Origin of the sequence: Pseudonocardia hispaniensis, assembly GCF_042658695.1 — a bacterium.
Lineage (GTDB): Bacteria > Actinomycetota > Actinomycetes > Mycobacteriales > Pseudonocardiaceae > Pseudonocardia > Pseudonocardia hispaniensis.
On sequence record NZ_JBHSQW010000014.1, the window covers coordinates 1 to 22,220 of the forward strand.

Here is a 22,220-nt window from a genome sequence, read left to right on the forward strand (position 1 = left end):
AGGCGAGGACCTGGAACCTCAAGGACCGATCGAGACCGAGGCCGCCCGCCGCCTAGCAGACGAGCATCAGGACTGATCTCCCGGGTTCCCCAACACTCTCTGAGTGCGGAGTTGGGGAGGGGGACAACGTGAGGTGCACCGGCAACGGACGACCGAAGCCACCGCCACCGTCGCCCAAGGGCGATCGCTGACGATCCGGCTCCGACGACACATGCCCGCACGCGGGCGATCGGCGACGGGGCCGGACTTTCCCTCGACGTGACCGTGGCGTCGAGGGCCGCGCGGTCCCGATGCGCGACGAGCCGCCCCTCGGCCTGGCGCCCTTCCGTGCCGCCGAGGTGATGGGGTCCATCCCCGCGGCTCTCGAGTCATGATCAGCAGTTGGGCAGGGAAGGCCGCGCCCACCGCGGCTCCCGGCGCCCGAGGGTTGATCTCGGCGGCTGACCACCTGCAACCTCGCCCTGACCTGCCGCTCCGCCGCCAGGATTCGAACCTGGACCATCGGAACCAAAATCCGAGGTGCTGCCGTTACACCACGGCGGACAGGCCTCCATCCTGACATGCGCCCCCCGAGCCCCGGCACCCGACGCCGCAGGTGATCGCCTGCGCGGATGTCACCCGAATCGTCCGCTTTTCACCCCACGCGATGCGGGCCGGCGTCGCCCTCCCCTACGCTCCGGACGGTGCGGGCGGGGGGCGCGCACCGCCGACAGATCATGAGTTCCGATCGCAGAGGTGAGCATGACCGCCGAAGTCACCGCGCCCGAGGACCCGCCGGGCCCGTCGCCCGTCCGGCCGATTCTCGGCGCCACCCGCACACACTGGCAGCAAGGCCTGGTGTGGGCGTTCGTCGTCGCCCCGATGCTGGCGCTGATCGCCAGTGTCCCGGTGATGTGGGGCTGGGGCCTCGGCTGGCACGACATCGGCATCGCCGCTGCGTTCTATGTCGTCGGCATCCTCGGCGTCACGGTCGGATATCACCGACATTTCACCCACAAGTCATTCAAGGCCCGGCGGTGGTTGCGGATCGCGCTCGCGATCAGCGGATCGCTCGCGATCCAGGGTTCGGTGATGGCCTGGGTCGCCGACCACCGCCGCCACCACGCGTACTCCGACAAGGAGGGTGACCCGCATTCGCCGTGGCGTTACGGCACCTCGCCGATCGGGGTGGCGAAGGGCTTCGTCTGGTCACATGTCGGCTGGCTGTTCGAGCGCCGAAAGACGAACTACGAGCGGTTCATCCCCGATCTGCTCGCCGATCACGCTGTGCGACGGGTGAGCAAGTTGTTCGGCCTGTGGGTGGCGCTGAGCCTCATCCTTCCGGCCGTACTCGGGGGCCTGCTCACGTGGTCCTGGGTGGGCGTGCTGACCGGCTTCTTCTGGGGTGGACTGGTCCGGACGGGACTCGTGCACCACGTCACCTGGTCGATCAACTCGATCTGTCACATGGTCGGGTCGCGGCCATTCCGCTCCCGCGACCGCTCGCGCAACTTCTGGCCGCTGGCGATCCTGTCGATGGGGGAGTCCTGGCATAACCTGCATCACGCCGACCCGACCTGCGCCCGGCACGGCGTGCTGCCCGGCCAGATCGACATCTCGGCCCGGATCATCTGGATCTTCGAGCGGTTCGGCTGGGTGCACGAGGTACGCTGGCCGACCACGAACAGGCTGGCGAAGCTGCGCGCCCGCTGACCCGGTTGAGGTGGGCAAACGCCCATCGTGCAGCCGGGTGACCCACCCCTGGGTGAGTGCTGCGTCGTTCGTGGAACACTGGCCAGGTGCTCAACCTGGAACTCGTGATGCCCGGTGATGCCCAGGCGAGGTCGCTGTGACGCTTGCCGACAACGCGACCAAGACCGGCAACGACGGTGTGCTCACCGATCCGGTCGCCACCTGCCGCCTCTGCGGATCGGCGCAGCTGCGCAGCTTCGTCGACCTCGGCGCCACTCCGCCGTGCGAGCTGTTCCTCACCGCGGACGCACTGGACCGCCCCGAGATGACGTATCCGCTGCACGTGCGGGTGTGCGACCGGTGCCTGCTCGCGCAGCTGCCGCCGCTGATCACCCCCGAGGAGACGTTCATCGAGTACGCCTACTACTCGTCGTTCTCCACCTCCTGGGTCCAGCACGCGCAGCGGTACGTCTCCGGCGCGATCGAGCGGCTCGGGCTGGGGGCGGACTCGTTCGTCGTCGAGGTCGCGAGCAACGACGGCTATCTGCTGCAGCACGTCGTCGACCGGGGCATTCGCTGTCTGGGGATCGAGCCGTCGGTCAACGTCGGTGCCGCCGCGCGGGAGAAGGGCATCCCGACCCTCACCGCGTTCCTCACCCCGGAGACCGGTGAGCAGGTGCGCGCCGAGTACGGGCCCGCCGACCTGGTGGCGCTGAACAACGTCTACGCGCACATCCCGGACGTCGTGGGGTTCACCAAGGGACTGCGGGCGCTGGTGGCCGACGACGGGTGGGTCACGATCGAGGTGCAGCACCTGCTGACGCTGGTGGAGCGCACCCAGTTCGACACGATCTACCACGAGCACTTCCAGTACTACACGGTGCTGACGGCGCAGCGGGCGCTCGCCTCCGGCGGCCTCGCGCTCGTCGACGTCGAGTTGCTCGACACCCACGGTGGGTCCATCCGGCTGTGGGCCCGCCCGGCGGAGGTGGCCGGTGAGCCGTCCCAGGCGGTGCGCGACGTCCTGGCCGCCGAGGAGGCCGCCGGGCTGCACACCGCCGAGGGCCACGACGGTTTTGCCACGGCGGTTTCCCGGGTCCGGGACGATCTGGTCGGCTTCCTGATCGACGCCCGCAGGCAGGGCAAGAAGGTGGTCGGCTACGGGGCGCCCGGCAAGGGCAACACACTGCTGAACTACTGCGGCATCCGACCCGACCTGCTCAGCTACACCGTCGACCGCAACCCCTACAAGCACGGCCGCTACACGCCGGGCACGCGGGTTCCGGTGTTGGCGCCCGAGCGGATCGCCGAGGACCGCCCGGACTACGTGCTGATCCTGCCCTGGAACCTGCGCACCGAGCTGGTTGAGCAGCTCGCCTACGTGCGGGACTGGGGCGGACGCCTGGTGTTCCCGATCCCGACGCTCGAGGTGATCTGACGCGGTGAAGGTCGTCCTGTTCTGCGGTGGGTACGGCATGCGGATGCGCGACGGCGTGTCCGACCTGCCCAAGCCGATGCACCCGGTCGGTCCCCGGCCGTTGATCTGGCATGTGATGCGCTACTACGCCCATTTCGGCCACAAGGACTTCGTGCTGTGCCTGGGCTATGGGGCGCACCACATCAAGGACTTCTTCCTCAACTACTCCGAGACCGCGTCGAACGACTTCGTGCTGCGCGGCGGTGACGTCGAACTGCTCGGCAGTGACATCCAGGACTGGACGATCACGTTCGTGCACACCGGCCTGGACTCGCCGATCGGGGAGCGGCTGCGGCGGGTGCGCACCCTCGTCGACGGCGAGGAGATGTTCCTGGCCAACTACGCCGATGTGCTCACCGACATGCCGCTCAACGACATGATCGAGAAGTTCCGGGCGACCGACGCGGTCGGTGCGCTGCTGGCGGTGCCGCCGCAGTCGGCGTTCCACTGCGTCGACGTCGGCGACGACGACCGGATCGCCTCGATCTCCACGCTGCAGCAGATGCCGCTGTGGGAGAACGGCGGCTACTTCGTGCTGCGGCCGGAGATCTTCGACCACCTTCCGGAGGACGGCGATCTGATCGCCGACGCATGCGCGCCGCTGGCCAAGGAGGGCCGGATGATGGCGTACCGGCACCGCGGCTTCTGGCAGCCCGCCGACACGGTCAAGGAGCGCACCGCGCTGGAGGCCGCCTACCAGGGCGGCACCCGGCCCTGGATGCTGTGGGAGCGGCGCCCGTCCGAGGCACCGGACCGCGACCCGTTGCAGGCCGCGATCGCCGCGCTCAACACGGCACCGTTGGAGCGATGAGCGTGCCTGCCGAACCCGGGTCCGCGCCATGCTGAGCCTGCTACCGGAGCGGCTCGACCGGATGCTGCTGCTCGGTGCGCACTGCGACGACATCGCCATCGGCGCGGGCGGGTCGCTGCTGGAGTTGTGCCGGGCCCACCCCGGCGTCCAGGTCACCGCGCTGGTCCTCACCGGTGGCGGTTCCCTGCGCGAGGAGGAGGAACGGGCCGCGCTGACCGCGTTCTGCCCGGGGGCCCACCTCGAGATCAACGTGCTGGATCTGCCCGACGGCCGGGTGCCGACCCGCTGGGAGCGCGCCAAGCTCGCCTTGGAGGATCTGCGGGCGTTCGGCGAACCGGACCTGATCCTGGCGCCCTCGCCGCACGATGCGCACCAGGATCACCGGACGCTCGCCCAGATCGTGCCGACGGTCTTTCGGGACCACCTGACCCTGGGTTACGAGATCCTCAAGTGGGAGGGCGACCTCGCCCAGCCGTCGGTCTATCTGCCGCTGGCCGAGCCGGTGCTGCGGGAGAAGATCGCGAAGTTGCATGAGCACTACGGCTCGCAGCGAGACCGCAGTTGGTTCGACGCCGAGACGTTCGGTGGGCTGGCGCGAATCCGCGGCGTGCAGTGCCACGCCCGCTACGCCGAGGCCTACCACGTGGCCAAGCTGGTGCTCGGCGTGGCGCCCCTGACCGGTCTTGACCCGGGCGAGTGAGCCGACGCGGTCGAGCACCGAGACATCAATTCGACGAGAAGGGATCTGCCAGGTGCGTGTTCTGCTGACCGGACACCAGGGCTATCTGGGAACCGTGATGGCGCCGATCCTCGCGGCGGCCGGACACGAGGTGATCGGCTTGGACTCGGGTCTGTTCGCCGACTGCGTGCTCGGCTCGCTGGACACTCCGGACGTCCAGGGGCTGCCGGTTGACCTGAGGGACATCACGGTCGAGCAGCTGACCGGCTTCGATGCCGTCGTGCACCTGGCAGCTCTGTCGAACGACCCGCTGGGCTCGCTCGCCCCGGAGATCACCTACGACATCAACCACCACGCCTCCAGCCGGCTGGCCCGGCTGTCGAAGGAGGCGGGGGTCCGCCGGTTCGTCTACGCCTCGACGTGTTCGGTGTACGGCGCGCAGGGTGGCGACGAGCTCGTCAACGAGGACGCCCCGCTCAAGCCCGTCACCCCGTACGCGGTGTCCAAGGTGCGGGTGGAGGACGACCTGGCCGAGCTGGCCGACAGCGACTTCATCCCGGTGTCGATGCGCAATGCGACGGCCTTCGGGTTCTCGCCGCGGCTGCGGGCCGACATCGTGCTCAACAACCTCGTCGGGTACGCGGTGCTGACCGACGAGGTCAAGGTCCTGTCCGACGGCACCCCGTGGCGCCCGCTGGTGCACGCCGACGACATCGCGGGTGCGGTCGTCGCGGCGCTGGCTGCGCCGGCCGACGCGGTGCGGGCCAAGGCGTTCAACATCGGTACCGAGAAGAACAACAGCACGGTCGCCGAGATCGCGCAGTCCGTCGTCGAGGCCGTCCCGGGGTCCACGCTGAACATCACCGGCGAGACCGGCAACGACCCGCGTTCCTACCGGGTCGACTTCTCCCGGGCCCGCGAGTTCCTCGGTTTCGAGGCGCAGTGGACGATCCCCGAGGGGGCCAAGCAGTTGGCCGACGAGTACCGGTCGCGCGGGCTCACCAAGGAGGCGTTCGACAATCGCTTCATCCGGCTCGCCGTACTGGCGGCCCGGCAGAAGGACGGCTCGCTCGACGGCTCGATGCGCGTCACCGGCTGAGCGCCGCGGCCGCGACCGGGCCGCCCTCGCGGGGAACGGCCCGGTCGCCGCGGATCAGCTGTCCTGAAGGGCGGCGGCGAACTTCTCGGCCGGGAGCGGCGCCAGGTCGCTGACCCGTAGGAAGTCGCCCAGCGTGGTGCCGGTGGCGCCGGAGTCGACGTTGCGCGGGCCGCGGCCGGCGCGGATGTCGTCGAGGTTGATCGTGCGCAGGTCGTAGGAGAACCGCGTGACGCCCGAGAGGTTCGGCGCCGACGCGTGCAGGTGGTTCGAGGAGAACATCATCACATCGCCCGAACCGCCCGCGATCCGGATCTCCCCCCGCGAGTCGATCTCCTCGAGCGGCAGTGGGTGTGGCCGGTCGTCGGTGGTGATCTTCTCCGCCGCGGCGGGGCGGTACTTGGCTACCCACTCGTCGTAGTCGTAGGCGTTCGAGCCGTTCTTGACCGGCCGGTCGAAGTAGTCGGTGAACATGCTCATCACGTTGTCCCCGACGACCGGGAACACCGGGACCCAGTAGTTCACCAATTGCTGGGGGTGGCCGTACCACATGTCGCGGTGCGCCTTGTAGTTGTAGCTGACACCCGCCGAGAGGTAGTCATCGGCCGGGATGACCCGAAGGCGCGGAATGTCGAAATAGGTGTTCTCGGGGTCGACGCCGAGGTCGAGGGCGAACTGCTGGCAGAGTTCCTTGGTGCGTTGACCATTCGTGAACTCCGCCTTGAGCGGGCCCACCAGTTCCACGAACTCGTCGACCGGCATCTCGTACTGGGCGCGTTCCGGGTCGCGCTCGGCAAAGGCCTCGGCGATGAGGGACTTCGCATGGTCGGCCAGGGCGTGGGCGCCCGGCAGGTTTGTGTAGAGATAGAAGTTGCCAGCGAACAGTGATTCGCGTCGCGCGTCGTCGGCAATCTCTCGGTTCAAATAGAGCGTGATCAACGCCTGTCCTCGTCTCGTTCGGTCGCTGACTCAAGGCGAGCCGAGGTTATCGCATCGGGTTCGGCGCACTTTTCTACGAAGAAAAATAGTAGTTCAGTCGGATCGTACTAACCCGAATAGTAGTCTCGAATCGGTCGAGTAGGCGCCGTCGGCGCCGCAGGTCCGGGGGCTATACCGTCTGGTCGTGCCCCGTAGCTATCTTCGCTTCCCACATCTGCACGATGACACGGTTGTCTTCGTGGCCGAGGACGACGTCTGGTGCGCGCCGGTGGTCGGCGGCCGCGCCCACCGGCTCACCGCCGATGTGGTCCCGGCCGCCCACCCACGGTTGTCGCCCGACGGGGCGCGGGTGGCCTGGACGTCCTGGCGGGAGGGCGCCCCGGAGGTGTTCGTGTCCGACCTCGCGGGCGGAGGCGCCCGACGGCTCAGCTGGTGGGGTGACGCGCGCACCCGCACCGTCGGCTGGACCGCCGACGGCCAGGTGCTCGCGGTGACCGCGGCGAGCCAGCCCTCGATCCGGCGCAGCTGGGCGTACGCGATTCCGGTGGACGGTGGGGCACCTCGCCGGCTGGACTACGGGCCGGTCTCGGACCTGGCGATGGCGCCCGATGGGGCCCCCGTGGTGCTGCTGACCACCACGATGTCGCGCGAGATGGCGTGGTGGAAGCGCTACCGCGGCGGCACCGCGGGCAAGCTGTGGTGGGACCCGGTGGGGTCGGGGCGGTTCGAGCGGCTCGCCGCGGGGCTCGACGGCCAACTCGACTCGCCGATGCTGGTCGGTGACCGGATCGCGTTCCTGTCCGACCACGAGGGCTGGGGCAACCTCTACTCGCTGGGGCGTGACGGGGACCTCGCCGGGCTGCGCAGGCACACCGACCACGGAGCCGAGGGGGCTCCGCAGTTCTACGCCCGGCACGCCGCCACCGATGGCCGTCGGGTCGTCTACGAGTCGGCCGGCGAGCTGTGGCTGGTCGAGCGCCTCGACGACCCGACCGGCGCCCCCCGCAGGCTCGAGGTCGAGCTGGGTGGGCCGCGCACCGCGCGGGACCCGATGCGCGTCGACGCGGCCGGGTGGCTGCGGCGGGCCGCACCCGACCGCACCGGCCGCACCAGCATCGTGCAGGTCCGCGGCACCGTGCACCGGCTCACCCACCGCGACGGTCCGGCGCGCACGCTGCTCGCCGAGCCGGGGGTGCGCGCCCGGCTGGCGCAGCCCCTGGGCGAGGACCGGGCGATCTGGGTCGATGACGCCGAGGGTGAGGATGCCGTCACCGTCGCCCCGATCGATGCCATCGCCGACGATGCCGCCGGGCTCGTCCGGTACGGGACCGGCGAGCTCGGGCGGGTGCTGGAACTGGCCGCCGCTCCCGACGGCTCGACGGCCGCGCTGGCCACCCACGATGGCAGGCTGCTCGTCCTGGACGTCGCGACCGGGGCGCTGCGCGAGCTGGCCCGCGGCGCCGACGGCGAGGTCTCCGGTCTGGCCTACTCGCCCGACAGCGCGTGGCTGGCCTTCGCCGACCCGGCCGAGACCGGCCTGAGCCGGATCATGATCGCCCGGCTGGCCGACGACACCCTCGTCGAGGTCACCGGGCCCCGGTTCGTCGACCAGCATCCCGTCTTCACCACCGACGGCCGCTACCTGGCGTTCCTGTCGCTGCGCAGCTTCGACCCGATCTACGACGAGCACTCCTTCGACCTGTCCTTCCCGGCGTCCTGGCGGCCGTTCCTGGTCCCGCTGGCCGCCCGCACGCCCTCACCGTTCGGGGCGAGTCCCGATGGGCGCCCGGTCGCGGCGGCGGGCGAGGGCCCGCAGGATCTGCCCACCACCGCCGCCGACGAGACGGTGGAGCCGACGACGGAGCCGGACTCGACCGAGGTCGTCGTCGATATCGAGGGGCTGGCGGCACGGGTGGTGCCCATCCCGGTCCCGGAGGGCAGGCTGAGCGGTCTGGCGGCGGCGAAGGACTGTCTGCTGTGGCTGCGCTCACCGGTCGCCGGGGTACTCGGCGAGGGCCGCGCGATCACCGGCGACAACGGACCGCGACCGGTGCTCGAACGCTACGACCTGGTGCGCCGCAAGCTCGACACGATCGTCGACCCGGTGAGCGCCTACCAGGTCAGCGGCGACGGCACCCGGCTCGTCGTCCGCGACGGGAACACCCTGCGGGTACTGCGCGCCGATCGGTCCGGCTCCGGCGTGCCGGGCGACTCCGACGCCGACGAGTTCGAGATCGACCTTCGTCGCATCCGGGTCATGATCGACCCGGTCGCGGAGTGGCGGCAGATGTTCGACGAGACGGGCAGGCTGATGCGCGACCACTTCTGGGTCGAGGACATGGCCGACGTCGACTGGGCCGGTGAGCTCGCCCGGTACCGGCCGCTGGTGGAGGCGGTGGGCAGCAAGGACGACCTGATCGACCTGCTGTGGGAGCTGCACGGCGAGCTGGGCTCGTCACACGCGTATGTCATCGGCGGATCGGGTGAGGCAGACCGGTCCGGGCGGCCGGGGCTGCTCGGTGCCGATCTGGAGCGCGACGGCGAGGGGAACTGGCGGGTGGTCCGGGTGCTGCCCCCGGAGACGTCGGCCGCGCGGGCCCGCAGCCCGCTGTCCGACCCCGGCGTCGATGTCCGCGCGGGCGACGTCCTCCTCGAGATCGGCGGTGCGCCGATCGACCCGCAGCTGGGGCCGGCCCCGTTGCTGGTCGGGACCGCCGACCAGCTGGTGGAGCTGACCGTGCGCGGGACGTCCGGCGAGCTGCGGCGGGTCGTCGTCCGTCCGCTGTCCGACGACCGCGCGCTGCGCTACCAGGACTGGGTGACCTGCCAGCGCGCCCACGTGGCCGAGCGTTCCGGTGGCCGGCTGGGTTACCTGCACGTCCCGGACATGGTCGCCAACGGCTGGGCGCAGCTGCACCGCGACCTGGGCCGGGAGACCCGGCGCGACGGGCTGATCGTCGACGTCCGCGGCAACGGCGGTGGCCACACCTCGCAGCTGGTGCTCGAGAAGCTGGCGCGCAAGGTGATCGGCTGGGACGTGGTGCGCCACCGGCAGCCGCAGACCTATCCCGGCGATGCCCCCCGCGGACCGCTGGTCGCCCTGGCCGACGAGCACGCCGGCTCCGACGGTGACATCGTCACAGCGGCGTTCAAGCGGCTGGGGCTCGGCCCGGTGGTCGGCACCCGGACCTGGGGCGGGGTGATCGGGATCGACAGCCGCTACAGCCTGGTGGACGGCACCCGGGTGACCCAGCCGAGGTACTCGTTCTGGTTCGACCATCTGGGGTGGGACGTGGAGAACCACGGCGTCGATCCCGACGTCGAGGTGGTGATCAGTCCGCAGGACTGGGTGGCCGGGCGCGACCCGCAGCTGGAACGGGCGATCGAGCTGGCCATGGCGGCACTACGGCAGCACCCGGCGGTGCGCCCGCCGCAGCCGCAGACCCGCCCGTCGCGCCGCCGCCCGACCCTCCCACCCCGCCCCTGATCCCCGCGAGTCGCGGTATTTCCGTGCGCGAGTCGCGGGCCGGGAGGGCGGGCGTAGCCTGGCAGTCGCAAGACCCCGCCCGGGGAACCGGTCAGGGGTTTGTCCGCGTGCGCCTTTCTATCGAGGGGTTATCTGACCATCGTGGCCACCCTGTCCGGTCTGCTCGGTCTTGTCCTGTCCGACCCCGGCGTGCGCGCCGTCATCGAGGCCGCGCACGCCGCGGCGGACTCGCCGGCGCGGCCTCCCGAAACCCCCGCGGTTCAGGTCGAAGCCCCCACGCCGCTGCGGCCGTTCCTCGCCTGCGCGCTGACCAACCCGGTCAGCGAGGACGGGGCCCGGCGCACCGTGCTGGCGATCACCGCGACCGATCGGGAGGCCGAGGATCTGGGCGCGGCCGCCGCCGATCTGCTCGGCGAGCCGGCCGTCGCGGTGCTCCCGTCGTGGGAGACGCTGCCGCATGAGCGACTCTCGCCGCGCCCGGACACCGTCGGGCGCCGACTCACGATCTTCCGCAGACTCTCGACGGACGACGAGTCGCTGCGACTCGTCGTCGCCGCGGCGCGCAGCCTGATCCAGCCCATCGCGCCCGGGTTGGGCACGCTCGACCCGATCCGGTTGCGGGTCGGCGACGAACACGACTTCGACGGGCTGCTGGAGCGGCTTGTCGAACTGGCCTACACGCGCGTCGAGATGGTCACCGCCCGGGGCGAGTTCGCGGTGCGCGGCGGCATCGTCGACGTCTTCCCGCCGACCGCGGAGCACCCGGTCCGCATCGAGTTCTGGGGCGACGAGGTGAGCGAGCTGCGGGCGTTCGCCGTCACCGACCAGCGCTCCGTCGCAGCCGTCGACGAGGTCGTCGCCCCCGCCTGCCGGGAACTGTTGCTCACCGCGCCGGTCCGGGAGCACGCGGCCGCGCTCGCCCGCGAGCACGAGAACAACCCCCAGCTGCGGGAGCTGCTCGATCACCTGGCGCAGGGTATTCCGGCCGAGGGCATGGAATCGCTCATCCCGGCGCTCGTCGGCACGCAGCTGGACCTGCTCACCGACCTGCTCCCGGTCGGTTCGCCCGTCCTGCTCGCCGACCCGCAGCGCATCCGCACCCGCAGCCACGACCTCGTCCGCACCGGGCAGGAGTTCCTGGAGGCGTCCTGGCTGGCCGCGGGCACCGGTGGCGCGGCCCCGATCGACGTCGGCGCCTCGGCCTACCGGGATCTCACCGATGTGCTCGAGCACGCGACGGCGACCGGGCGGCCGGTGATCTCGTTGTCCCCGTTGCTGTCCGGGGCCGACAACGCGCTCGTGCCCGCCGTGCACGAGGTCGAGTCCTACCGCGGCGACACCGATCGTGCGCTGGTCGACCTGCGCGCACATACCGCGGCGGGTGGCGCCGCGCTGATCGTCGTGGCCGGGCACGGCACCGCGCGGCGCGCGATGGAGCAGCTCAAGGACGCCGACGTCGCGTCCCGGCTCGTCGAGGACCTCACCTCGGCGCCGGACAAGGGCCTGGTCACCGTGACCTGCGGCCGGGTCGCCGATGGCTTCGTCGCCCCGGAGATCGGGCTGGTCGTGCTCGGGGAGGCCGATCTGACCGGCAGCCGCGCCGGTCTCGACAGCGCCCGCAAGATGCCCGCCCGCCGGCGCAACGCCGTCGATCTGATGACCCTGCAGCCCGGCGACTTCGTGGTGCACAACCAACACGGCATCGGAAAATTCGTGACGATGCGGCACCGGGAGGTCCAGGGGGCGACCCGCGAGTATCTGGTGCTCGAGTACGCCAGCAGCAGGCGAGGGCAGCCCGCCGACCAGCTGTTCGTCCCGACCGATGCCCTCGACGAGGTGAGCCGGTACGTCGGGGGCGAGCAGCCCGCGCTCAACAAGCTCGGCGGCGCCGACTGGGCCAGGACGAAGGGGCGCGCCCGCCGGGCCGTCCGGGACATCGCGGCCGGTCTCGTACAGCTCTACGCCGCGCGCCAGTCCGCGCCCGGGCACGCCTTCGGCGCGGACACCCCGTGGCAGCGCGAGCTCGAGGACGCGTTCCCCTACACCGAGACGCCCGACCAGCTGGCCGCGATCGACGAGGTCAAGGCCGACATGGAACGGCCGGTGCCGATGGACCGGGTGATCTCGGGTGACGTCGGGTTCGGCAAGACCGAGATCGCGGTGCGGGCGGCGTTCAAGGCGGTGCAGGACGGTAAGCAGGTCGCGGTGCTGGTGCCCACGACGCTGCTGGCCACCCAGCACCTGCAGACGTTCGCCGACCGGATGCGGGCGTTCCCGGTGACCGTCAAGGGGCTGTCCCGGTTCACCGACAACGGCGAGGCCAAGCAGACGATCGAGGGCCTCGCCGACGGCACCGTCGACATCGTGGTGGGCACCCACCGGCTCCTGCAGCCCGGCGTGCGCTGGCGTGATCTCGGGCTGGTGATCGTCGACGAGGAGCAGCGTTTCGGGGTCGAACACAAGGAACACATCACGGCGCTGCGGACCCACGTCGACGTGCTGACGCTGTCGGCCACCCCGATCCCGCGGACCCTGGAGATGAGCCTCGCCGGCATCCGTGAGATGTCGACGATCGCGACGCCGCCGGAGGATCGGCATCCCACACTCACCTACGTCGGCGTCTATGACGAGAAGCAGGTCGCGGCGTCGATCCGTCGCGAGCTGCTGCGCGACGGCCAGGTGTTCTACGTGCACAACCGGGTCAGCTCGATCGACCGGGCCGCCCGCAGGCTCCAGGAGCTGGTGCCCGAGGCGCGGATCGCCATCGCACACGGTCAGATGAACGAGGACCTGCTGGAGCGCACGGTCAACGGGTTCTGGCAGCGCGAGTTCGACGTCCTGGTCTGCACGACGATCGTCGAGAACGGACTGGACATCAGCAACGCCAACACCCTGATCGTCGAGCGATCCGATGCGCTGGGGCTCGCCCAGCTGCATCAGCTGCGGGGCCGGGTCGGGCGCGGTCGCGAACGGGGATACGCGTACTTCCTGTTCCCCCCGGAGCGTCCGCTCACCGAGACCGCGCACGATCGGCTCGCGACCATCGCGCAGCATTCCGAGCTGGGCGCGGGCGCGGCGGTCGCGATGAAGGACCTGGAGATCCGCGGCGCGGGCAACATCCTCGGCGCCGAGCAGTCCGGGCATATCGCGGGCGTCGGGTTCGATCTCTACATCCGGCTGGTCGGCGAGGCCGTGGCGGCGTTCCGCAAACAGGCCGGGGCGGCCGACGGCGAGGAGCCCGAGCAGCTGGCCGAGGTTCGGGTCGACCTGCCCGTCGACGCGCACGTCCCGCATGACTACGTGACGGGCGAGCGGTTGCGCCTGGAGGTTTACCGCAAGATCGCCGAGGCGCCCGACCAGCAGGCGTTGGACGCGATCGTCGAGGAGCTCGTCGACCGCTACGGTGAGCCACCGGTCCCGGTCCACAACCTGGTGGCCGTCGCGGCGTTCCGGCAGCGGTGCCGGAGCCTCGGGGTCGCCGAGGTCGCGGTGGCCGGGTCCTCGATCCGGATCGGACCGGTCGAGCTGGCGGAGTCGGCGCAGCTACGGCTGCGGCGGCTGTACCCCAAGAGCGCCTACAAACCCGCCGCGCGTCTGGTCACGGTGCCCAAGCCGATGGCGGGCAACCGGATCGGTGGGGCGCCGCTGCGCGATGTCGCGTTGCTCGAATGGGCCTCGAAGCTGCTCGACGCTCTGGTGGTGCCGGCGGGCACGCCGATGCCGGTTGCGGGGGGCTGAGCCGGCCCTCGATGGGCCGTGAGAGGGTAGCCCGCGTGCGCAGGCGAGTGAGGCGCGTCGCGGTGGCCATGGCGATTGTCGGCGCGGTGATCAGCGGGTGCGGGAGCGGCCCGAACCAGGTGGGCTCTGCCGCGATCATCGGGCCGGACGCGGTCTCGTTGACGCAGGTCCAGTCCCGCATCGATGCGGCGCTCAGCAAGACCGATGTGGTGGCGCAGCTCGCCGTGCGCGGGGTCGGTGCCGACGACATCGCCCGCGACGTCGTGACCCGCGCGATCATGCACGACCTGCTGGAACGCACTGCGGCCACCGAGGGCCTCACCGTCACCGACGCTCAGATCGATCAGGAACTCACCGCCGTCGGCGGGACCGACGCGCTGCTGCGGTCGTCGCTGCACGACCGGGACTCGCTGCGCCAGCGGGTCCGCGACCAGTTGCTCGCCGTCGAGCTTGCCAAACGCTACGTCGACCGGCTGAACGTCGTCGTCGATATCGTCGCGGCACCCTCGCGGGCCGATGCCGAGGCCAAGGCCCGCGCGATCGCCGCGGGCGGGGCCGCCGCCGACGCGGCGTTCCGGACGAACGCACAGCGCGACCTGCCCTTCCGGGCCGCCGCCGACCCGGAAGCCGCTTCGATGGCGCTGTTCGGAACCCCGGCGGGGCAGATCGTGGTGTTCCAGCCCGCCCCCAGCCAGAGCGGCTGGCTCGTGCTCAAGGTGGTTCAGCGCACCATCGACGCCGCTGCGACCGATCCGTCGGCCGTGAGCCGGATCGACGAGACAACCCTGGCCAAGATCGGGGAGCGGCTGCTGCAACCGTTGTCCCAGGAGCTCGGGGTGCGGGTCAACCCGCGTTACGGCGTGTGGGACCCGATCCAGATGCGGGTGGTGGCGGCGGGACACCAGGCGGGATCCATCATCACCCCGGCGGCGGGTTGAGGTGCCCCGCACCGTCGTCCTGCTGCCGCGGTGGGTCTCGGTGCTGCCTGCCGCCGCGCTGCCGGCGCTGCGCTCCGCATCGGTGGTGCTGGCCACCGCCGACGTCCCGGACGCCGCGGCCATCGGCGCGGAACCGCTCGAGGGCGATCCACCCGCCGACGCCGTCGTGCTCACCACCGATCCCGAGCATCCGGTGCTGGCCGGTGCCGACGTCGTCGTCCGAGCCCCGGATTCGGCGGGCTGGGCGCTGCTCGATGCCGTCGCGGTGATGGATCGGCTGCGTTCGCCCGGTGGCTGTCCGTGGGATGCCGAGCAGACCCACGCGTCGCTGCGGCCCTACCTCATCGAGGAGGCCTACGAGCTCTACCAGGCGATCGAGGACGAGGACCGGGCAGCGATGCGCGAGGAGCTCGGCGACGTCCTGCTACAGGTGCTGTTCCACGCGCGGGTGGCCGCCGAGGACGGCGCCGAGCCGTTCGACATCGACGCCGTGGCCGCCGATCTCGTCGCCAAGCTGGTCGGCAGGCACCCGCACGTCTTCGCCGACGGCGAGCGAATCGACACCGCCGAGCGGCAGGAGCACCGCTGGGAGGAGCTCAAGCGCGCCGAGAAGCAGCGGGAGTCGAGCGTCGACGGTGTTCCGCTCGGTCAGCCCGCTGTCGCGCTGGCGGCGAAGCTCACCAGCCGGACCGCTCGGGCCCGGCTGCCCGTCGAGCTCCTGCCCGCCGGTCCGGGAGTCGGGGATCAGCTGTTCGCGCTGGCGGCAAAGGCCAAGCTGGCCGGGCTCGACCCGGAGGCGGAGCTGCGGGCCGCCGCCCGGCACTTCGCCGAGGCCGTGCGCGCCGCCGAGACCGCGGCCCGGGCCGACGGGCTCGACCCGCACGCTCTCGACCACGACTGCTGGAAGCACTACTGGCCCATCCCCTAGCCCCGCGAGTCGGGGTATTTCCGAGCGCGAGTCGGGGTATTTCCGAGCGCGAGTCGGGGTATTTCCGAGCGCGAGTCGGGGTATTTCCGAGCGCGAGTCGGGGTATTTCCGCGATCGAGTTGCTCCCGGCGAGCCGGAGCCGTCGAGTCTGAGGGCGCTCTCAGCGGCAATCCGTACCGTGGAGTCGTGCGCACCGCGATGATCGTCATGGGGCTGTTCGGTGTGCTGGTCGTCGCGATCGTGTTGTTGCTCGGCGATCCGCTGGGCACGTCGACCCGGACGGACGGGCTGAGGCCGGCGCCCGTCACGCGGAACACACCGGTGGCGCAGGGCATCCCGTTGCCGGCCGGCCTCGACCTCGTCGGATGGTCGCGTGACACCGCCGACCGAACCGCGATTCCCGCTCGTGCGCTGCGGGCCTACGCCGCAGCCGAACTCGACCAGCGCGCTGTGACGCCGGACTGCCGGTTGTCCTGGACCACTCTGGCTGGTATCGGACGGGTCGAGTCCGACCACGGCCGGTGGCGCGGGACCGAGCTCGGTTCCGACGGCGTGGCTCGTCCGCCGATCATCGGCGTGCAGCTGGACGGCTCTCCCGGAGTCGCTGAGATTCGCGACACCGACGGCGGTCGGCTCGACGGTGACCCGACGTACGACAGGGCCGTCGGTCCGCTGCAGTTCCTTCCGGCGACCTGGGCCCGCTACGGCGGGAACGGCGATCCACAGAACATCGACGACGCCGCGCGCGCCGCTGCCGCCTACCTCTGTGCGAAGGGACGTGACACGGCCAGCGGGGTGGGCTGGTGGGACGGGGTGCTGACCTACAACCGGTCGGTCGAGTACGCCCAGCTCGTCTGGGCGGCTGCCAACCGGTATGCCACCGCGCCCTGACCGCGACTCGCGCACGGAAATACCGCGACTCGCGCACGGAAATATCGCGACTCGCGCACGGAAATACCGCGACTCGCGCACGGAAATACCGCGACTCGCGGGGCGGGGCGGGGCGGGTCAGGAGTCCAGGAGGGACTGTCCCCAGTGGCCGCCCCCCGCCAGACCGCCCGGACAGGCGAACACCGCCGACCCATTGTGCTGCAGGTATTCCATCATCCGATCCTGGTTCGCGAGCGCCCGCTGCATCGGCACGAACTGCGCCTGCGGATCGCGGACGAACGCGACGAAGAACAGCCCAGCGTCCAGATGGCCCTGCCCATCGGAGCCGTCGACGAAGTTGTAACCGCGGCGCAGGATCCGGATGCCGCCCAGGTGCTCTGCCGAGGCCAGGCGGATATGCGCGTCGGCAGGGATGACCGGGGCCCCGCCGGGGTCTCGCGCGGTGAAGTCGGCGGGGTCGAACTCGGCGCGGGCGCCGAGCGGGTTTCCTTCACCCTTCGTTCTCCCGACGATCTCTTCCTGCTCGGCCAGCGACGTCCGGTCCCACACCTCGATGTGCATCCGGATCCGGCGCGCCACCAGATAGCTCCCCCCGGTCATCCAGGCCGGCTCGTCGCCGGGCTGCACCCAGACGTGCCGATCGAGTAGATCGGAATCCTCGGCCTTGAGGTTGTGGGTGCCATCCTTGAAACCGAACAGGTTGCGTGGGGTGTCCTGACTCCTGGATGTCGACGATGTGCGTCCGAAACCCAGTTGCGACCACCGCACCGACGTCGTCCCGAATCCCATCCGGATGAGGTTGCGGGCGGCGTGCACGGCCACCTGGGGATCGTCGGCGCAGGCCTGGATGCACAGGTCGCCGCCGGAGCGAGTGGGATCGAGGTTGTCGCCGGTGAAGGCGGGCAGGTCGGCGAGCGCGGCCGGCCGCGGCAGCCCGAGCTTGTCGAGCAGGCTTGCGCCGATGCCGAACGTCAGCGTCAGCGACGACGCCGGCAGCCCGAGTGCCTCGCCGGTGTCGGAGGGCGGGGCGTGCGGGTTGCCCCCCACCGCGCCCCCGGGCGCGGCCTCCTGTCCGGCGACCATCCGTTCGGCGGCGGTGGTCCATCGTCTGAACAGGGCGTTGAGCGCGGATCGGTCAGTGGTCGTGACGTCGAGCGCGACGAAGTGCAGCCGGTCCTGGGCCGGGGTGATGATCCCGGCCTGATGCGCGCCCCGGAACGGCACGACCCCGGCCGCGCCACCGGCGGCTCCCTCGGGCGAGCAGGCCACCGTCGCGCCGGCCGCGGCGAGGCCGGCCCCGGCCAGACCGAACAGTCTGCGGCGAGACAGCGCGGGAGGCGCACCGCCATCGCGGAACGTCGCTGCGTCGGCGGGACTCATGCCGTGATGACCCCTGCGACCTGGCTGACCGGCTCGGCCAGCGCGTCGAGGGCGTCGGAGAGCCGCTTGACGTCCTCGGGGGCCAGAGCGGTGTAGGGCTGGAAGCCGTCGCCGGAACGGTGGGTGGCGAGCAACGCCTCGACGGCGGCGAGCCGCTGGTCGAGAGCGGCGCCGAGCTGCGGATCCTTGGCGTCGAGGACCGGCCGCAGCGCCGCGATGGCGGCCTGCGAGCCCTCGACGTTGGCCTGGAAGTCCCACAGGTCGGTGTGCGAGTAGCGGTCCTCCTCGCCGGTGATCTTTCCGGTGGCCACCTCGTCGAGCAGTTCCTTGGCGCCGTTGGCCAGTTGCAGCGGGGTGAGCCGCACGCTCGCGACGCGGGTCTGCAGGTCGTGGATGTCGGCGACGAGCTGGTCGGCGATCGTGCCGGAGTCGGGTTGCAGGCCGGTCACCCACAGGTCCTTCTCCAGCCGGTGGTACCCGGTCCAGCGGACGCCGGGTTCGCGCTCGTCGTCCTCCCGGCCGTCGATCCGGGGGTCGAGGTCACCGAACGACTCGGCGACCGGCTCGATGCGCTCCCAGTGGGTGCGCGCCACCGGGAACAGCGCCTTGGCGGATTCGACGTCGCCCACCTTCACCGCGGCGGCGAACTCGCCGGCCTTGGTCACCAGCGCCTCGACCTGCGCGGTGACGTAGCGATGGTAACTACCGGTGGCCTCGGCGAGCCGCGCGTCCGTGTCGGTGGAGCGGGCCGTGGAGCCGGTCACGGTGAAGGGGACGCGAATGCCCTCGCCGGTCATCCCGGGCTTGCACGCCGTGGTGTAGGCGCCGCCGTCCGGGACCTCGACGGTCAGCGACCGGGTGAGTCCGGGGCCGATGTTCGCGGCCTCACCGATGACCCGATCGCCGGCGCCGAAGAGGTAGAACTCCGTGGCCTGGGATCCGCTGTTGGTGATCGCGAAAGAGATCGTCCCCGCGGGTGCTTGGGTGCGGGAGAGGTCGCAGGCCGTGTCGTGGGCCGTCACGGTGACCGGGCCCACCGCGGCGGGGTCGGCCGGCGCGGGACCGGTGGTGCCGGCACAACCGGTCAGTAGCCCGACCGCGCCCGCGGTGAGCAGGATTGCAGGGATCCGAGATCTGGACATGACGGTCCTTCGATTGATTAGGCAAGCCTCATCAGATTTCTGGGGAGGCTAGCCTGATCAATGCGGACGAAGGAAGATCTCGTGGCATATCTCGGCTCGACAACAAGAAGTTTGCCCCGATCCGTCCGGTTGTGATTCCGGACTACGGCGCTACTCCAGCCCGGAGCTGTCTGCCGCGAGGCGTGCCAGAACCTCGCCGAGCGCCTCCTGGTACTCCGGGCGCGGGTCCATCGCCGCGGCGATCTTCAGCTGGGCCTGGGCCTCGTCGAATCGGCTCTGCCGCTGCAGTGCCTTGCCGAGGGCGAACCGCGCGTAGTGGTCGGAAGGGTCGAGGTCGACGACGCGGCGGAACGCCTCCTCGGCCAGGTGCAGCTGCGCGGAGTCGAGATAGGCGCGGCCCGCCAGCAGTTGCACGGAGGTGTCGTTGGGTTGGCTCTCCAGCACGGGCAGCAGGGCCTGCAGTGCGTCGAGCGGGCGCCGGCTGGCAAGCAGCATCTCGGCGCGACGATATGAAGCGAACACGTTGTCAGAAGCCGGTTGTCCCATCATGGTCATGCCTACGTTAGGTGCCCGACGGGAGATCCGCGAGGGTGGACAACCGGCAGTGGGACACGACGCGGGCTCCGAGACCCGCGTATCGGATGCGGCGGTTAGGCTGACGCACCGGGTCATACCTTCTGATCTCGGACGGGAGCACTGGTGGCGGTCATCGAGCAGGTCGGCGCGCGGGAGATCCTCGACTCGCGGGGGAACCCGACGGTCGAGGTAGAAGTCGCGCTCGACGACGGAACGCTGGCGAGGGCGGCCGTCCCGTCCGGTGCGTCGACCGGTGAGCACGAGGCGGTCGAACTGCGCGACGGCGACGCGAGCCGCTACGGCGGCAAGGGTGTCGAGAAGGCCGTCGCCGCGGTGCTCGACGAGATCGGGCCTGAGCTCACCGGGATGGACGCCGTCGACCAGCGCCTGGTCGACCAGCGTCTGGTCGACCTCGACGGCACCCCCGACAAGTCCCGGCTCGGCGCCAACGCGCTGCTCGGGGTGTCGCTCGCGGTGGCCAAGGCGGCCGCGGAGTCGAGCGGGCTGGACCTCTTCCGCTACATCGGCGGGCCCAACGCGCATGTGCTGCCGGTGCCGATGATGAACATCCTCAACGGCGGCGCCCACGCCGACACGTCCGTCGACGTGCAGGAGTTCATGATCGCGCCGATCGGTGCGGACTCGTTCCGGGAGGCGCTGCGCTGGGGTGCGGAGGTCTACCACGCGCTGAAGTCGGTGCTCAAGCAGAAGGGCCTGGCCACCGGGCTCGGCGACGAGGGTGGCTTCGCCCCCGACCTGGAGGGTGGAACCAAGGCCGCGCTCGACCTGATCGCGGGCGCGGTCGAGCGGGCCGGCTACGCCCTGGGCCGCGACATCGTGCTCGCTCTGGACGTCGCCGCCACCGAGTTCCATTCGGCCGGCACGTACCGCTACGAGGGCAAGGACCTGACATCCTCGGATCTGGCCTCGATCTACGCCGATCTAGTCGGCAGCTATCCGCTGGTGTCGATCGAGGACCCGCTGTCGGAGGACGACTGGGAGGGCTGGATCGCGCTCACCGACTCCCTCGGCGACCGGGTCCAGCTCGTGGGTGACGACCTGTTCGTCACCAACCCGGACCGGCTGGAGGAGGGCGTCCTGCGGGGCGCCGCGAACGCGCTGCTGGTCAAGGTCAACCAGATCGGCACTCTGTCGGAGACCCTGGATGCGGTGACCCTCGCGCACACCTCGAGCTACCGCTGCATGATGAGCCACCGCTCCGGCGAGACCGAGGACACCACGATCGCGGACCTCGCCGTGGCGACCGGCTGCGGCCAGATCAAGACGGGCGCCCCGGCCCGGTCGGAACGGGTCGCGAAGTACAACCAGCTGCTGCGTATCGAGGAGGCACTCGCTGACGCCGCGCGCTACGCGGGAGAGCTGGCCTTCCCGCGTTACACGGTGCCGCAGTCCGGGGTCTGATCCGCATGTCCGCCGCGGACGAGCGCGGCCGGAGCCGCAGCGATCGGGTCCGGTTCGGCCGCGGCGCGGCACCCCCGCGGCCGGCGGCGACCGGGCGCCGCACCCGGGAGCCGCGGCTGACGCGCACCCGGGCGCGGGCCGTCGGCGTCGTCGCGGCGACCACGGACTGGCTCGGTGTCTCCTCCGCCCGACGGGCCGCGGTGCTCGCGTTCGTGGCGTGCGCCATCGCGCTGAGCGTCGCCGTCCCGCTGCGCAACTTCCTCACCCAGCGCCAGGAGCTGGCCGCGGTGAGCGAGCAGCAGCGGGCGCTCGCCGCGGAGGTCGACGAGCTGACCCGGCGGCGCGCGGAACTCGCCGATCCTGACCGGGTGGTGGCCGACGCGCGGTCGCGGCTCGGCTACGTCCGGCCGGGGGAGGTCCCGTTCATCGTGCAGTTACCCGAGCCGGTGCGCAGCGGCCCCGGCCAGGATGGGGCCGGAGACGCACCGTGGTACGCGCGGCTGTGGCGTGAGGTTTCGGAAGGAACGACGTGATCGACGAGTCCCGCATCGCTGCTGATGACGTCGCGGCGGTCGCCGCGCAGCTCGGCCGTCCACCGCGGGCGATCCGAGAGGTGGCCTACCGGTGTCCGTGCGGGCTGCCGGCGGTGGTGCAGACCGCACCCCGGCTCGACGACGGCACGCCGTTTCCGACGCTGTTCTATCTGACCTGTTCCCGGCTCGCGGCGCGGATCGGCACGCTCGAGGCGCAGGGGCGGATGCGGGAGATGACCGAACGCCTGGCCACCGACCCCGAACTCGCCGCCGCCTATCGGCGGGCGCACGAGTCGTACCTGGCCGAACGCGACGCGATCGAGTCCCTCGGCACGGATGTCAGCGCCGGGGGCATGCCAGGCCGGGTCAAATGCCTGCATGTGCACGTCGCCCACGCGCTGGCGCGCGGGCGCGGTGTCAACCCGTTCGGCGACGAGGCGCTCGACGAGATCGGCGAGTGGTGGCCCGCCGGCCCCTGCGCCTGACCCGCGAGTCGCGGTATTTCCGAGCGC

17 protein-coding genes and 1 tRNA gene are annotated in these 22,220 nt (G+C 71.1%); 13 read left to right on the forward strand and 5 right to left on the reverse strand.

Going from position 1 to position 22,220, the window contains the following annotated elements; translation table 11 throughout:
- Nucleotides 1-472 precede the first annotated feature (472 nt).
- A tRNA-Gln gene (locus ACFQE5_RS06330) sits at nucleotides 473-543 on the reverse strand.
- A gap of 198 nt (nucleotides 544-741) precedes the next feature.
- On the opposite strand from ACFQE5_RS06330, the gene ACFQE5_RS06335 reads away from it, so the two are divergent.
- From ACFQE5_RS06335 to ACFQE5_RS06355, 5 genes are all read left to right on the forward strand, one after another.
- Nucleotides 742-1,692, forward strand: coding sequence for an acyl-CoA desaturase (locus ACFQE5_RS06335; RefSeq protein ID WP_379583823.1), 951 nt, complete (start codon nucleotides 742-744; stop codon nucleotides 1,690-1,692).
- Between the two features lie 178 nt (nucleotides 1,693-1,870).
- Nucleotides 1,871-3,109, forward strand: coding sequence for a methyltransferase domain-containing protein (locus tag ACFQE5_RS06340; RefSeq protein ID WP_379584066.1), 1,239 nt, complete (start codon nucleotides 1,871-1,873; stop codon nucleotides 3,107-3,109).
- Between the two features lie 4 nt (nucleotides 3,110-3,113).
- Entirely contained in the window at nucleotides 3,114-3,959 is an 846-nt protein-coding gene (locus tag ACFQE5_RS06345) for a sugar phosphate nucleotidyltransferase (protein WP_379583825.1), read from the forward strand.
- 28 nt (nucleotides 3,960-3,987) lie between these two features.
- Nucleotides 3,988-4,659, forward strand: coding sequence for a PIG-L deacetylase family protein (locus tag ACFQE5_RS06350; RefSeq protein ID WP_379583827.1), 672 nt, complete (start codon nucleotides 3,988-3,990; stop codon nucleotides 4,657-4,659).
- Between the two features lie 52 nt (nucleotides 4,660-4,711).
- On the forward strand, nucleotides 4,712-5,737 hold the full coding sequence (locus ACFQE5_RS06355; RefSeq protein WP_379583829.1) for an NAD-dependent epimerase/dehydratase family protein: 1,026 nt from the start codon (nucleotides 4,712-4,714) through the stop codon (nucleotides 5,735-5,737).
- Nucleotides 5,738-5,791: 54 nt separating this feature from the next.
- Here ACFQE5_RS06355 and ACFQE5_RS06360 read toward each other — a convergent pair whose 3' ends face one another.
- Nucleotides 5,792-6,673 (reverse strand): hypothetical protein, encoded by an 882-nt coding sequence (locus ACFQE5_RS06360; RefSeq protein ID WP_379583831.1) that lies wholly within the window; start codon nucleotides 6,671-6,673, stop codon nucleotides 5,792-5,794.
- A gap of 184 nt (nucleotides 6,674-6,857) precedes the next feature.
- Here ACFQE5_RS06360 and ACFQE5_RS06365 point away from each other — a divergent pair, with 184 nt between their 5' ends.
- The 5 genes from ACFQE5_RS06365 (at nucleotide 6,858) to ACFQE5_RS06385 (ending at nucleotide 16,655) form a co-directional block, all read left to right on the forward strand.
- Nucleotides 6,858-10,160, forward strand: coding sequence for a S41 family peptidase (locus tag ACFQE5_RS06365; RefSeq protein WP_379583833.1), 3,303 nt, complete (start codon nucleotides 6,858-6,860; stop codon nucleotides 10,158-10,160).
- 150 nt (nucleotides 10,161-10,310) lie between these two features.
- Nucleotides 10,311-13,898, forward strand: coding sequence for a transcription-repair coupling factor (mfd, locus tag ACFQE5_RS06370; RefSeq protein ID WP_379584067.1), 3,588 nt, complete (start codon nucleotides 10,311-10,313; stop codon nucleotides 13,896-13,898).
- A gap of 62 nt (nucleotides 13,899-13,960) precedes the next feature.
- Nucleotides 13,961-14,836, forward strand: coding sequence for a peptidyl-prolyl cis-trans isomerase (locus ACFQE5_RS06375; RefSeq protein WP_379583835.1), 876 nt, complete (start codon nucleotides 13,961-13,963; stop codon nucleotides 14,834-14,836).
- A 1-nt stretch (nucleotide 14,837) separates the two neighbouring features.
- Nucleotides 14,838-15,764, forward strand: a complete 927-nt coding sequence (locus tag ACFQE5_RS06380) for a MazG family protein (RefSeq protein ID WP_379583837.1) — start codon at nucleotides 14,838-14,840, stop codon at nucleotides 15,762-15,764.
- Nucleotides 15,765-15,950: 186 nt separating this feature from the next.
- A complete protein-coding gene (locus ACFQE5_RS06385; protein WP_379583839.1) occupies nucleotides 15,951-16,655 on the forward strand; it encodes a lytic murein transglycosylase in 705 nt (234 codons plus the stop codon).
- A 117-nt stretch (nucleotides 16,656-16,772) separates the two neighbouring features.
- Here the strand turns inward: ACFQE5_RS06385 and efeB are convergent, their stop codons facing one another.
- From efeB to ACFQE5_RS06400, 3 genes are all read right to left on the reverse strand, one after another.
- Nucleotides 16,773-18,035, reverse strand: a complete 1,263-nt coding sequence (efeB, locus tag ACFQE5_RS06390) for an iron uptake transporter deferrochelatase/peroxidase subunit (RefSeq protein WP_379583841.1) — start codon at nucleotides 18,033-18,035, stop codon at nucleotides 16,773-16,775.
- Nucleotides 18,032-19,177, reverse strand: a complete 1,146-nt coding sequence (gene efeO, locus ACFQE5_RS06395; protein WP_379583843.1) for an iron uptake system protein EfeO — start codon at nucleotides 19,175-19,177, stop codon at nucleotides 18,032-18,034. Before efeO ends, efeB begins: the two co-directional genes overlap by 4 nt.
- Nucleotides 19,178-19,327: 150 nt before the next feature.
- Entirely contained in the window at nucleotides 19,328-19,726 is a 399-nt protein-coding gene (locus tag ACFQE5_RS06400) for a tetratricopeptide repeat protein (RefSeq protein WP_379584068.1), read from the reverse strand.
- Nucleotides 19,727-19,876: 150 nt separating this feature from the next.
- Here ACFQE5_RS06400 and eno point away from each other — a divergent pair, with 150 nt between their 5' ends.
- The 3 genes from eno to ACFQE5_RS06415 are packed head-to-tail and all read left to right on the forward strand — an operon-like array spanning nucleotide 19,877 to nucleotide 22,193.
- Nucleotides 19,877-21,175, forward strand: coding sequence for a phosphopyruvate hydratase (gene eno, locus ACFQE5_RS06405; RefSeq protein WP_379583845.1), 1,299 nt, complete (start codon nucleotides 19,877-19,879; stop codon nucleotides 21,173-21,175).
- A gap of 5 nt (nucleotides 21,176-21,180) precedes the next feature.
- Nucleotides 21,181-21,708: an FtsB family cell division protein gene (locus tag ACFQE5_RS06410; protein ID WP_379583847.1), complete on the forward strand. Its 528-nt coding sequence runs from the start codon at nucleotides 21,181-21,183 to the stop codon at nucleotides 21,706-21,708.
- A complete protein-coding gene (locus ACFQE5_RS06415; protein WP_379583849.1) occupies nucleotides 21,705-22,193 on the forward strand; it encodes a DUF501 domain-containing protein in 489 nt (162 codons plus the stop codon). Before ACFQE5_RS06410 ends, ACFQE5_RS06415 begins: the two co-directional genes overlap by 4 nt.
- Nucleotides 22,194-22,220 lie beyond the last annotated feature (27 nt).

Coding starts and splice junctions, on each gene's coding strand:
- ACFQE5_RS06350 (WP_379583827.1), top strand. CDS start 3,988: ATGCTGAGCCTGCTACCGGAGCGGCTCGACCGGATGCTGCTGCTCGGT.
- efeO (WP_379583843.1), bottom strand. CDS start 19,177: ATGTCCAGATCTCGGATCCCTGCAATCCTGCTCACCGCGGGCGCGGTC.
- ACFQE5_RS06410 (WP_379583847.1), top strand. CDS start 21,181: ATGTCCGCCGCGGACGAGCGCGGCCGGAGCCGCAGCGATCGGGTCCGG.
- ACFQE5_RS06400 (WP_379584068.1), bottom strand. CDS start 19,726: ATGATGGGACAACCGGCTTCTGACAACGTGTTCGCTTCATATCGTCGC.
- efeB (WP_379583841.1), bottom strand. CDS start 18,035: ATGAGTCCCGCCGACGCAGCGACGTTCCGCGATGGCGGTGCGCCTCCC.
- ACFQE5_RS06335 (WP_379583823.1), top strand. CDS start 742: ATGACCGCCGAAGTCACCGCGCCCGAGGACCCGCCGGGCCCGTCGCCC.